This window comes from Actinomyces sp. HMSC075B09, assembly GCF_001812395.1.
Lineage (GTDB): Bacteria > Actinomycetota > Actinomycetes > Actinomycetales > Actinomycetaceae > Gleimia > Gleimia europaea.
This window is the reverse complement of the sequence record NZ_KV808735.1, coordinates 199,545-211,777: the sequence shown is the minus strand read 5'-3', so window position 1 is coordinate 211,777 and position 12,233 is coordinate 199,545. Positions and strand designations below refer to the sequence as shown.

Sequence of the window (12,233 nt, the reverse complement as noted above, 5' to 3'; positions counted from 1 at the left end):
AGGATGAGCATTGCGGAACCATCCGCTGTGCACATTGTCGAACGGTCAGGCGAATGCCAACCCCGTCCTCGTTAGGAATATCGTGAGCGATCAAAAAGAACCTATTAACGCTAAGGCTGGCGATCTAGAGATTTCAACAACCGAAGAAACCAAAGTTCCCATGGTGGTTGTGCCTGCTTCTTCAAGCGAAGACCCCACCGCTTTTGGCCGGGTGGATGATGAAGGCAACGTCTGGGTTAAGGAAAATGGAGGCGAACGCCAAGTTGGTTCGTACCCCGATGGTGTTCCCGACGAGCCCCTCGCTTTGTACACCCGCCGATTTGAAGACCTTGAAGCAAAGGTAAACCTATTCGAGATGCGTCTTCCTACCCTCGCAGCAAGGGAGATTGAGCAGACACTGAAGTCACTGGACGAGGAAATCAAGGAACCCGCTGCCGTAGGTAATCTGGACGCATTGCGTGAGCGCGTTGCGAAACTCCACGAGGCTGCGAAGGAACGTAAGGAAGAAGCCCTAGCTGAGCGGGCTGCTGCTAAGGCCCAGGCGCTGACCGATCGCGAGGCCGTCGTTGCAGAGGCCGAGTCTATTGCCGCACAGGATCCCGAACGCACCCAGTGGAAGAATTCCGGGCAGCGTCTGCGCGATCTCTTGGACGAGTGGAAGGCTCTGCAGCGTAAAGGACCGCGCCTTGACCGCGCTGATGAGGACGCCCTGTGGAAGCGGTTCTCTTCTGCCCGCACGCGTTTTGATCGTCATCGCCGCCAGTTCTTCTCGGCACTGGACGCGCGTCAGGCCGAAGTTAAGCGCGTCAAGGAGGCCCTAATTGAGGAGGCCACCGCGCTACAGAACTCCACCGAATGGGGTCGCACTTCCGCGGCTTACCGCGATTTGATGGATCGTTGGAAGCAAGCCGGCCGCGCCTCCCGCAAGGAAGATGACGCACTGTGGAAGCGTTTCCGCGAAGCACAGCAGGTATTCTTCGATGCTCGCCGCGCAAACTCCGAGGCCGTAGATTCGGCTTACCGCGAGAACCTAAAGGTAAAGGAAGCACTCCTCGAAGAGGCTGAGGCGCTCCTTCCCATTGAAGATCTTGAAGCCACTATCGAGAAGCTACGCGGCATCCAGGATCGTTGGGAGGAGGCCGGTCACGTTCCGCGCGCGGACATGAACCGCGTTGAAAACCGCATGCGCGCCGTTGAAAAGGCAGTTCGTGACGCAGAGGAAGAGCAGTGGCGCCGCACCGATCCAGAAACGAAGGCTCGCGCGGAAGGCATGCTCGGCCAGCTTGCTGACTCGATTGCCGAGCTCGAGGGTGACCTCGCGAAGGCTGAAGCTGATGGCAACGAGAAGAAGGCGGCTTCGATCAGAGACGCGCTTGCAACTAAGCGCGCTTGGCAAGAGCAGATCCAAGGTTCTGTGGACTAGCCCGGCTAACCACACTTTTGGAGGGGAGAGCAACCGCTCTCCCCTCCTTCTTATGTCTACATGGCTACCCAGCTATGGGCGGGGTTGCTTCTGCTTTTTCTTGTTCTTCGCCTTCGTAGAGTGTCCGCCATGAACGCGCGCAGCCTCAAACACTCCGTCCACGCGGCGCAAACCGTTCAACGTGGCGTTAATGTGCGAAGGCTCAGCCATTTCAACAGTGAAGCGCACTGTTGCTACTCGATCCGGCGAAGTGGACATATTGCCCGAGAGAATGTTCACCTGATAGTCCGAGAGCACCTGGGTTAGATCCCCCAGCAGCCGAGCGCGATCCAGCGCCTTAATTTGAATCTTCACCAGATAGTTTGAGGATGCGTTTGTGCTCCACTCGACGTTCACGAAACGCTCCGGATGGTTGCGCTGTAGCGCTACGGCGTTAGAACAATCCGGTGAGTGTACGGAAACCCCCTGCCCGCGGGTAATGAACCCAATGATCGGGTCGCCCGGCACCGGCGTGCAACACTTCGCGATCTTGACCCACACGTCACCGCCGCCCATGCCTTCAACGAGGACGTCCGAGCCGGCTGTGGTGGGATCCCATCTGTTTTGATGCGCGCCCGGCGTGACTCCCTCGGAGAGAGTTTCTTCGGTTCCGAAATCCCCACCGAGGGATTGCATGATCTTTTGCATCACGCTCTGGGCAGAAATCCCGCCCTCCCCAATCGCGGCATAAAGCGAACCGATGTCGGGGTAGCCCATGGATGCAGCGATTCCCACGATGGTGTCGTGATTCATGAGGCGTTGTAGCGGCAGGTGTTGCTTGCGCATGGTGCGGGCAAGTTTTTCCTTGCCGGCCTCGATGGCCTCTTCTCTGCGCTCCTTGGAGAACCACGCTTTGATCTTTGAACGCGCCCGCGAAGACGCCACGAAGTTCAGCCAGTCCCTGCTAGGGCCTGCGTTCGGAGCCTTCGAAGTGAAAACCTCAACGATATCGCCGCTCTCCAGTTTCGATTCGAGGCTAGAAAGCTTGCCGTTCACGCGTGCGCCTACAGTTGTGTGTCCCACCTCGGTGTGCACAGCGTAGGCGAAGTCTACGGGAGTTGCGCCCGCGGGTAGAACCTGCACCTCGCCCTTCGGGGTGAACACGTACACCTCGTCGCCGGCAATTTCGTAACGGAGCGAATCCAGGAACTCTTCCGGATCACCGGTTTCGCGCTCCATTTGAATAAGGCCTCGCAACCAGTTCATTTGCTCTTCCGGCTTCATCCGGTCCGAGTCGGCGCTCGAGGTCTGGGACGCGTTGGGATCCTGCTTGTACCGCCAGTGCGCAGCCACACCGTACTCGGCGCGGTCATGCATCTCATAGGTACGCACCTGGATCTCAACTGGCCGCCCACCCGGCCCCATCACCGTGGTGTGGAGCGACTGGTATAGATTGAACTTCGGCGTTGCAATGTAGTCTTTGAAACGTCCTGGCATTGGCTGCCAGCGCGCGTGAATAGCGCCGATAACCGCGTAACAGTCGCGCACCGACTCAACGAGCACTCGCACGCCCACGAGGTCGTAAATATCGTCAAACGCCTTACCGCGCACAATCATCTTTTGATAGATCGAATAGTGGTTCTTCGGCCGCCCCGAAACCGTGCCACGCACGCCGTTCTCCCGAAGATCGTCCTCGATAGTTAAAACCACTTCACGCAGGAATTTGTCACGCTCGGGTGCGCGCTCGGTGACCAACCGGTCAATCTCTTGATAAATCTCCGGATAAAGCGTTTTGAAGGAAAGCTCTTCAAGTTCCCACTTGATCGTGTTCATGCCCAACCGGTGCGCAAGCGGCGAATAAATCTCGAGCGTCTCGCGCGCCTTCCTCTGCGCTGATTCGCGCGGCACGTACTGCCACGTGCGGGCGTTATGAAGGCGGTCCCCCAGCTTAATCAAGAGCGTACGGATGTCTTTAGACATAGCCACAATCATTTTGCGAAGCGTCTCAGACTGCGCCGCCGCCCCGTACTTCACTTTGTCTAGCTTTGTCACGCCATCAACGAGGAGTGCTATGTCCTGACCAAAATCAGCGCTGAGCTGTTCAAGTGTGTACTCGGTGTCCTCAACCGTGTCGTGGAGCAAAGCGGCCACGAGAGTTGGAGGGGTCATGCCGATCTCTGCGAGGATAGTTGCAACGGCGACGGGGTGCGTAATATACGGCTCGCCGGACTTGCGCATCTGTCCTTCGTGATACCTCTTTGCAGTTACGTACGCGCGTTCAATGACATCGGTTTCAGCCTTCGGGTGATAGGCCTTTACAGCACGGATAAGGGGCTCAATCTCGGGTGCGGTTGAGCGTCTGCGCGACCCGAACCACAGCAGGCTGGACCGCACGCGCGAACCACTTACCGGATTAGCGCTGTCTGTGTTACCAGTATTCGACGTCATTCCCTCATGTTATCTCAAACACAAAATGATATTTGAAATTACTGTATGCCCGTCCCATGCGGGACGGGCATACAGTATTGGCTTTGGGTTAGCGAAGAGTTAAAAAATCACGCCAGCTTCAACGGGAATTCCCTCGAGCTTCGCGCGCCCTCCAAGCTCTGAAAGCTCCAGTAGAACGTTCACCTCAACGACCTCGGCCCCACATTGCTTGATCAGTTCAACTGCTGCAGCGGAGGTTCCGCCAGTTGCGAGCACGTCATCGATGATGAGAACGCGACTGCCCTCCTTAACGGAATCAGGACGGAGCTCCATGCGAGCCTCGCCATACTCGAGCGTGTAGTTTACGCCAATCACAGGTCCGGGAAGCTTCCCTGCCTTGCGTACCGTAATCATGCCCACGCCAAGCGCAGTTGCAAGCGGAGCGGCCAGAATGAAGCCTCGCGATTCCAAACCGGCAATCGCATCAACGCGGCCACGGTAGTGGTCTGCAAGCGCATCGATAAGGGCCTTGAAAGCCTCACCGTTAGCGAGCAGTGGCGTAATGTCGCGGAAGAGAACACCCGGATCCGGGAAGTCAGGAATCTCACGCAGATTGTCTTTGATAAGCGGTTCAATCCGACTACGCAGTAGGTCTTTACTCATTGCCCTTACTTCCTCTTCTTACGCTTTGGCTGTGCGGCTTGGCCCAGGTGATGACCGGGCTTGAGATTCGACGTATGTACGGTCTCGAACGTCGAGTCATTATCTGACGCGTCGGTACCGACCTTCACTAGCTTATCCCCGCGCGCCTCTAGAACGCTCTTGGTGTGGCCACCGATGCGTTCGCGCTTGCCCTCAAGCATTACCAGTACGGCCGGCGCGATGAACACGGAGCTGAAAGTACCGACCGTCATGCCTACAAACAGGGCGAGCGAAATATCAGTCAGTGTGCCCGCACCAAGCAGGAAGGATCCGAGGAACAGAATAGACCCAACGGGCAGGAGCGCGATGATAGACGTGTTAATAGAACGCACGAGCGTTTGGTTAACCGCCAGGTTTACTAGCTCACCAAACGTGTAGCGGGTTTGCTTTGTAACGTTGCGGGTAAGCTCGCGCACACGGTCAAACACAACCACGGTGTCATACAGCGAGTACGCCAGAATCGTGAGGAAGCCAATTACCGTAGCCGGCGATACTTCCACCTGGATAAGGCTGAAGAATCCAACCGTTAGGAAAACGTCGTGAAGTAGCGCCCACAGAGCGGACAGCGACATCGTCCAAGAACGGAAGTAGAACGCCATCATGGCGCCCACGAGAACCAGGAAGATCACGAGCGATTGCAACGCCTTCTTGGTCACATCTGCACCCCAAGATGGACCGATGTTGGTTGCATCAACGTCACTTTCAGAAATGCCGTAAGCCTGCGCCAACGCTGCTCGAACAGTAGCGGTCTTATCCGCACCGATGTCCTGGCTTTGCACGCGCAGTCCGTCGGTGCCAAGCTGAGAGACCTTAACCCCTTCGCCTACGCCGTTGGCCTTCATCACGTCGTACGCGAGCTGCTGCTCGGTGGTTTGTACGTGCGCGAGGGCAAACTGAGATCCGCCGCGGAACTCGATTGACGGGTTGAGCCCGCGAACCGTGATCAAAAGGATCGATATCAAGATCACCACTGCACCCGTGGTGAACCAAACCTTACGGTTCTTAATGAACGGGTAGGATTTCTCTCCCGCATATAGGGCATTGCCCCATGAAGCCATACTCATTGTTACTTCCCCTCCTCTTCCGTGGAGGCATCCTCGGCGGTGTCAACCACTGCCGCCTCGGCTTCCATCTTTGCCGCTTCTTCAGCCTCACGACGCTGCTGTGCAATCGACTTACGCCCCGGCTGGTCCGCGCTCTTTGCGTGCTTCTCATTTCGCTTCGGCTCACGGAAGCGGCCTCGGCCTGCGTAAATCGCGGCAGACTTAGCGCCCAGGTGCTCCGGATCAAGACCGGAGAGCTTGTGACCACCGCCAAAGAACTCGGTGCGAACGAGGAGTTCCATAAGCGGGTGGGTGAACCACAGGATGATTGCAAGGTCGACGAGGGTGGTCAGGCCCAGAGTGAATGCAAAGCCCTGCACGCCGCCAACTGCCAAGAAGTAAAGGACCGCAGCAGCCAGGAGGTTCACGAGGTCAGAGACGATAATCGTGCGCTTTGCACGATCCCAGCCTTCGCTCACTGCCGAAACCAGCGGGCGTCCGCTCCGCACCTCATCGCGAATACGTTCAAAGTAGACGATGAATGAGTCTGCGGTAATACCAACCGACACGATCAGACCGGCCACGCCAGCCAGGGAGAGTCTGTATCCCATGAGCCATGAAAGGAGCGTGATGAGCGTATAGACGATCACACCCGCTGCAATGAGCGAGCCGCCTGCAAGTATCGACAAGCCGCGATACTGCCAGATCAGGTACAGCAACACGAGCACGAGGCCGATGATGCCGGTTAGGAGGCCGGTGCGCAGGTGGTCTGCGCCAAGCGTTGCGGAGATACGTTGCTCGGACTCAACCGTGAAGTTAAGCGGGAGCGAACCAAACTGGAGCTGATTAGCCAAAGCGCGGGCCGAATCTGCGGTGAAGTTACCTTCGATAAGCGCCGAACCATTCGGAATAACGCTGTTCATGCGAGGGGCGGAAATCACGTTGCCGTCCAACACCACTGCGAAGCGGTTACGCGTGGGATCAACCGATTGTAGATCTACCAGACGCTTGGAGACATCCGCGAAGATGTCAGTACCTTCCTTGTCGAACTGAAGCGAAACAATCCACTTACCTGTGGATTGGCCCTGCTCATTTCGGTTCATGCCCGCCGTTGCAGAAGTTAGGTGAATACCTTCAAGATCAACCGGGCCGAGAATGTACTTCTCGTTTCCCTCAACATCGCAGGCAACCAGTGGTTGCGCCGGATCGTCAACCGATCCCTTCGCGCGCTGTTCGGGCGCCTTACAGTCCGTGGTAAAGAAAGTATGCAGAACCTGCTCGGTAACCCAGTTCGGATCCGAATTATCCTTCGGCTCAGCCACCGGCTTATCGGAAATCTCGCCGTCCTTGTTCGTATCCGCGAGGGTATTAGCAAGCTCTTCCGGTGTCAGCTGCGACAAATCCGGTCCCTCAGCAGCCGTAGGCTCGGCCTGTTCTTCTGCGGGCTCAGTTTCTGAGGGCTGCGCGCTGGGGTCAGTCACGTTCTGATCCGTGCCTTCCCCCGATTGAGCGTTCTTGTATTTCTCCGGGTCAACAACCGCGGGATCACCCGCAGCAAGGACCGGACGGAACCTCATAACTGCAGACGAGCGCACGAGGTTCAAAGTTTCCTCGCTAGGCTCACCGGGCAGCGCCACAACAATGTTGCGCCCCGCCTGGCTCGTGATCTCAGCCTCAGCAACGCCGGATGCGTCAATACGTTTGCGGATGATCTCGATAGCCTGATCCAGGTCCTCCTGAGCGACGGTGACATCCTTAATGTCCTCGCCCTCTTGCGGAGTAGGCGTCAAGATCAGCTGCGTACCACCTTGCAAATCGAGTGCAAGGCCGGGCACCATGCTCGCACTACCGCGTGCAGACCCAATTCCGAGCGTTATTAATGCAATTATTATGAGGATCCCAAGGCTCATCAACTTACGCCCGGGTCTACTCGCTTTCTTAGCCACTTTGGTTCCTTGTTATTTTCTTGCGCCTAAAACTGGCACCTAGTTCTCTTCGCGAGGCTTATCCGACTTAGTGAAGGAGTCATCCCAAATGTCCTCGGCGTCCTCTTCGCCGCCGTCCGTATCCTGCACCGGCGCTTCTGGCAAATCCTCTTGCACAGGTTCCACAGCGGCCTCTTCTTCGGGCTGTGCGGTGATCTCGCCCACCTCGTCTACGTTCTCGTCATCACCCGCAAGAGTGGACTCAAACGGAGGCTCAGCTGCCATCGCGATAGCGCGGCGATCCCAATATGTTTCGTCACCGCTCGGCGACTGCAGAATGTAAACGTCACCATCAATATCCGACACGATGCCGTAATACCCAGAAGCGGTACGGACCCAAGAGCCAATGCCAATCTCGTCGTGCATCTTCTCGAGCTGCTCCTGCTGCTTCTTTCTTCCACGCGAAGACATAAACATCAACACAGCGAGCATGATGAGAAGGATGATCATGAATTCCAAGGGTCGACTCCTAAATATCGTTTGTATCCTAGGTGATTCTATTGTTATTGCCGCCCAAATGCACCCTTCTAGTACCCATAAGAAGTTCGCGTTTGGTCACATTCGCGCTTTTAACCGTCGAATAGCGTTCCCGGCTCTGGCGGGGTAAGTCCCATATGGTTCCACGCCTGAGCGGTTGCCGCTCTGCCGCGCGGGGTGCGAATCATGAAACCTTCCCGCACCAAGTAAGGCTCCGCCACGGTCTCAACAGTTTCCGGCTCTTCTCCAACCGTAACAGCCAGCGTTGCAAGCCCCACCGGACCGCCCCCAAAACGGCGCACTAACGCCTCCAACACGGCGCGGTCCAACCTGTCCAATCCCTGCGGATCCACCTCGAACAGTTCCAGGGCCGCCCTCGTCGACTCAAGATCAATATGCCCGTCGCCGTGTACCTGCGAATAATCGAGGACGCGGCGGAGCAGCCTATTCGCAATGCGCGGTGTTCCCCTGGATCTACGCGCGATCTCTGCGCCCGCTCGCTGATCCAAACGTGCACCAAGCAGGTTTGCCGAGCGTTTTACCACAAGTTCGAGTTCATCTGCCTCGTAGTACTCCAGGTGCGCAGTGAAACCAAAGCGATCGCGCAAAGGGGCGGGAAGCAGGCCGGACCTGGTGGTTGCTCCCACCACGGTGAATGGCGGGAGGGTGAGCGGAATTGACGTGGCTCCTGGACCCTTGCCCACGATAATGTCTACGCGAAAATCTTCCATTGCCAGGTAAAGCATCTCTTCTGCAGTGCGGGCAAGGCGGTGAATCTCGTCGATGAACAAGATATCGCCCTCCTGCAATCCGGACAGGATCGAGGCGAGGTCCCCAGCATGCTGAATCGCAGGCCCGGAGGTGAGCCGCAGCGAAGAGTTCATCTCGTTGGCCACAATCATTGCGAGCGTTGTTTTGCCAAGCCCGGGAGGGCCCGCCAACAAAATGTGATCGGGCGTCGTGTTGCGGTGATGTGCAGCAGAAAGAACCAGGTCAAGCTGCGCGCGAACCGTTTGCTGGCCAATAAAGTCTTCAAGTTGCTTTGGGCGTAGAGCGGCTTCTGCTGCGCGCTCTATATCGCCCGCGTCCGCGCCCACTATACGATCAGTATTCTCATCCACGGTTACCTCCCAGGTTTACCAGCGCGGCGCGCAGCATGTCGGAGGCATTCAAACCGCTGCCCGCAAACTGATCGACAGCAGCCTGAGCCTGCTGCTTTTGCCACCCCAAGCTCTGTAGCGCGGCAATGACTTCATCAGCAACCTCATCAGCCACCGGTTGCGGCTCCAAAGTAAGACCCTTCGCCGGCCCGAGCTTGTCACCAATCTCCAAAATCATGCGTTGCGCCGACTTCTTGCCGATGCCCGGAATCTTCTGCAGCATCTTCTCATCAGCCGCGGCCAAAGCGCCTCGTAACTCATCTGGCGTATACACGTTCAGTGCAGCAAGCGCAGTCTTCGGGCCAATACCGGAAACCCCTTGCAAAATATCGAACGCCTCAGACTCGTCCTCAAGGAGGAACCCAAACAGGGTAAGCGAATCCTCTCGGACCACCAGATTCGTATAGACATCCACGTCTTCGCCGCGGCGAATTTCAAGCAACGAGCGGCCGGGCATGTACACCCGCATACCGAACGCCCCTGCCTTAATCACGGCAAAATCCGGGTCGATCGACGCCACCTGCCCACTTAGCGAAGAGATCATTGTGCTCCTTTAGTCCTGCAACAACCCTAACGCTTACCCTGGACACGGGGATCAACCGCACCCTTACGGCGCGTTGTCGCGATCGCGTTTGCCCACTGCTGCTGAGCCGCAGTCATCTTCCCTCGAGCGGAGACGCCACCGGACAGTGACACATTAATATCACCATCCTGGCCGGCGCCCTGAAGCCCCGTACCGCGCCACGCGTGACAGATAGCGATTGCGAGTGCGTCCGCCGCATCGGCCGGCTTAGGCACCTTTTGCAACCCAAGCACGCGCGCAACCATATGCTGTACCTGCGCCTTACCGGCAGTGCCCGAACCTGTGACCGCCGCCTTCACCTCCGAAGGTGTGTGAATCGCGAGTGGCAACCCTGCCCTGCCCGCGCACAGCATCGCCACACCCATGACCTGCATCGTTGTAGTTACCGACTGGAGGTTATCCTGAGCGAAAACGCGTTCAATAGCCATTACCTCGGGCTCGTAGGTTTTTATTGCGAGGTCTATTTCATCCCCAATTTTTGCAAGCCGAAAATGTGTGGCCAGAGACTGCGAGCTACGGGCCACCCCAACGTGAACGAGGCTGGTACGACGCGCGGCATCGACGTCAACAACGCCGATGCCGCAACGGGTCAAACCCGGATCAATACCGAGTACGCGCACTACTCTTCCTCTTGGAATTCCTTTAGTACTTCGTCGGAAGCCGTGAAGTTGGTGTAGATATCCTGCACGTCGTCAGACTCTTCCAAAGCATCAATCATGTTCATGATCTTGCGCACGCCTTCAGCTTCCAGCTCCACCTTGGTGGAAGGCACAAAACCAACCTCAGCCGAGTTGTAGTCGATGCCCTCCTCCTGCAAAGCGGTACGGACGGCCACCAAATCATTTGGCTGGCACAAGATGTGGAATTCATCGCCCTCGACCTCTACCTCTTCAGCGCCTGCATCAAGCACGGCCATGAGGATCGAGTCTTCATCCGTATCGCCCTGGTTAGGCACCTCAATAATGCCCTTACGAGCAAACAGGTACGAAACCGAACCCGGATCGGCAAGCGAACCACCCGAACGCGTGAAAGCAACGCGCACATCCGACGCGGCGCGGTTGCGGTTATCGGTCAAGCACTCAACTAGAACTGCAACGCCATTGGGACCATAACCTTCATACATGATGGTTTCCCAGTCAGCGCCACCGCTTTCTTCACCCGAACCGCGCTTGCGCGCGCGTTCAATGTTGTCGTTGGGAACCGAGTTCTTCTTTGCCTTTTGAATAGCATCGTAAAGGGTTGGGTTAGCATCCGGATCGCCACCACCCGTGCGAGCCGCTACCTCAATGTTCTTTACAAGACGAGCAAAAAGCTTGCCGCGCTTCGCGTCAATTGCAGCCTTCTTGTGCTTGGTAGTTGCCCACTTTGAATGCCCTGACATGAAGAACCTCCCAAAACTGTTTTAACCGCTTAGTTACGTTTTATTGTACTCATCGATTTTAACGCAAGAACGCACGCCTTCGTTATCTCGCCATTTCGCCAGCAAGCGCGGCAACTGGCTGGGGAAAACATTCTCTCTCCCGCACAGCTCCATTACCTCGTCCACATGGAACCAGCGCATTTCATCTAGTAGGTTGCGCTCGTCGTTGCTCCAATGCGAATAGTCCAACTCCACCGCGGCCACGCGCGCTAAAAAGAACTGTTCGATTTGCCTACGCGTGCGGTCAGCGAAGAACATTTTCGCATCCCTGCAGATGACCGGGCCTTCCAGATCACGCGCATCCAACTTGATGCCCGTTTCCTCAAAGCACTCGCGCACCGCCGCTTCGCGATGGCTCTCCCCCGCTTCTAAGCCGCCGCCCACCGTGAACCACCAGGAGTGACCCAAATCATTTGCATCATGGCCGTGCACAAGTAGCACGCGGCCCGCCTCGTCAATCAAAATGACTCGAGCCGCATGGCGAGTTGGTAATCCATCTTCACCAATCGGCCATTCGTACTCTTTTTCAAGCACGAGGAGCCTCATCGTCGAAGTCAAACGGTTCAGGCATTGGTGCGCGCCCAGCAAGGTGGAACATCCGCACGTCCGCCTGTGAACGTAGCCTTACCACCTGCGCTACCTGCTGATTATAAAAACGCCTTGCCGCGCGTAGTTCGAAGCCATTGATGCGCAGTTTTTGGGCAATCTGCGGATTCTCGCGCTCAACCTGGTCCCAAACCCGCACGAGCCAGGCTGAAATATCAGATTCGCTTGCTCCCGTGTGGTCGCTTTGCCCCGCCGGTGCAGTTGCAAGTAACTGTGCTAACTCGTCGGATGGGAAGTCCGCCCCAAAAGAACCATCGTTCAATGCGGTTTTGAGGATTTGCCGGCGGGTCTTCAAATGGTTGAACATGACCACTCGAGCCTGCTCCACCTGCCTATGCAAGCGGTCTACTCGCCGCGCTCGCGAAACCAGCCACAGTCCCACCAGCACAAGCAATACCAGGGTTACAGCCAAAACCTTTACTCCCACG

Annotated in this window: 12 protein-coding genes; 1 reads left to right on the top strand and 11 read right to left on the bottom strand. The window is 56.8% G+C overall.

Going from position 1 to position 12,233, the window contains the following annotated elements; genetic code table 11:
- Window positions 1-82: 82 nt before the first annotated feature.
- Window positions 83-1,423 carry a DUF349 domain-containing protein gene (locus HMPREF2854_RS05535; protein ID WP_070620154.1) on the top strand — a complete coding sequence of 447 codons (1,341 nt, stop codon included), beginning with the start codon at window positions 83-85 and terminating at the stop codon, window positions 1,421-1,423.
- Window positions 1,424-1,495: 72 nt separating this feature from the next.
- Here the strand turns inward: HMPREF2854_RS05535 and HMPREF2854_RS05530 are convergent, their stop codons facing one another.
- The 11 genes from HMPREF2854_RS05530 to HMPREF2854_RS05480 all read right to left on the bottom strand — a co-directional run bounded on the left by HMPREF2854_RS05530 (window position 1,496) and on the right by HMPREF2854_RS05480 (window position 12,232).
- Window positions 1,496-3,850, bottom strand: coding sequence for a RelA/SpoT family protein (locus tag HMPREF2854_RS05530; RefSeq protein WP_070620152.1), 2,355 nt, complete (start codon window positions 3,848-3,850; stop codon window positions 1,496-1,498).
- Between the two features lie 99 nt (window positions 3,851-3,949).
- Window positions 3,950-4,492 (bottom strand): adenine phosphoribosyltransferase, encoded by a 543-nt coding sequence (locus tag HMPREF2854_RS05525; protein WP_034507624.1) that lies wholly within the window; start codon window positions 4,490-4,492, stop codon window positions 3,950-3,952.
- Window positions 4,493-4,497: 5 nt separating this feature from the next.
- Complete coding sequence (gene secF / locus HMPREF2854_RS05520) at window positions 4,498-5,595, bottom strand: protein translocase subunit SecF (RefSeq protein ID WP_070620149.1); 1,098 nt, start codon at window positions 5,593-5,595, stop codon at window positions 4,498-4,500.
- Between the two features lie 2 nt (window positions 5,596-5,597).
- A complete protein-coding gene (secD, locus tag HMPREF2854_RS05515) occupies window positions 5,598-7,520 on the bottom strand; it encodes a protein translocase subunit SecD (RefSeq protein ID WP_070620146.1) in 1,923 nt (640 codons plus the stop codon).
- Window positions 7,521-7,559: 39 nt separating this feature from the next.
- Entirely contained in the window at window positions 7,560-8,009 is a 450-nt protein-coding gene (yajC, locus tag HMPREF2854_RS05510) for a preprotein translocase subunit YajC (RefSeq protein WP_070620143.1), read from the bottom strand.
- A gap of 119 nt (window positions 8,010-8,128) precedes the next feature.
- The gene (gene ruvB / locus HMPREF2854_RS05505) at window positions 8,129-9,157 is read right to left on the bottom strand and encodes a Holliday junction branch migration DNA helicase RuvB (protein ID WP_070620140.1); all 1,029 of its coding nucleotides are present in this window, start codon (window positions 9,155-9,157) and stop codon (window positions 8,129-8,131) included.
- Window positions 9,150-9,740 carry a Holliday junction branch migration protein RuvA gene (gene ruvA, locus HMPREF2854_RS05500; protein ID WP_070620137.1) on the bottom strand — a complete coding sequence of 197 codons (591 nt, stop codon included), beginning with the start codon at window positions 9,738-9,740 and terminating at the stop codon, window positions 9,150-9,152. The genes ruvB and ruvA overlap by 8 nt, the downstream gene beginning before the upstream one ends.
- Window positions 9,741-9,766: 26 nt before the next feature.
- Window positions 9,767-10,399, bottom strand: a complete 633-nt coding sequence (gene ruvC, locus HMPREF2854_RS05495; RefSeq protein WP_034507610.1) for a crossover junction endodeoxyribonuclease RuvC — start codon at window positions 10,397-10,399, stop codon at window positions 9,767-9,769.
- Window positions 10,399-11,160: a YebC/PmpR family DNA-binding transcriptional regulator gene (locus HMPREF2854_RS05490; RefSeq protein WP_070620135.1), complete on the bottom strand. Its 762-nt coding sequence runs from the start codon at window positions 11,158-11,160 to the stop codon at window positions 10,399-10,401. Before HMPREF2854_RS05490 ends, ruvC begins: the two co-directional genes overlap by 1 nt.
- A 33-nt stretch (window positions 11,161-11,193) precedes the next feature.
- A complete protein-coding gene (locus tag HMPREF2854_RS05485; protein WP_186822492.1) occupies window positions 11,194-11,733 on the bottom strand; it encodes an NUDIX hydrolase in 540 nt (179 codons plus the stop codon).
- Window positions 11,726-12,232: a hypothetical protein gene (locus HMPREF2854_RS05480; protein WP_070620129.1), complete on the bottom strand. Its 507-nt coding sequence runs from the start codon at window positions 12,230-12,232 to the stop codon at window positions 11,726-11,728. Before HMPREF2854_RS05480 ends, HMPREF2854_RS05485 begins: the two co-directional genes overlap by 8 nt.
- Window position 12,233 lies beyond the last annotated feature (1 nt).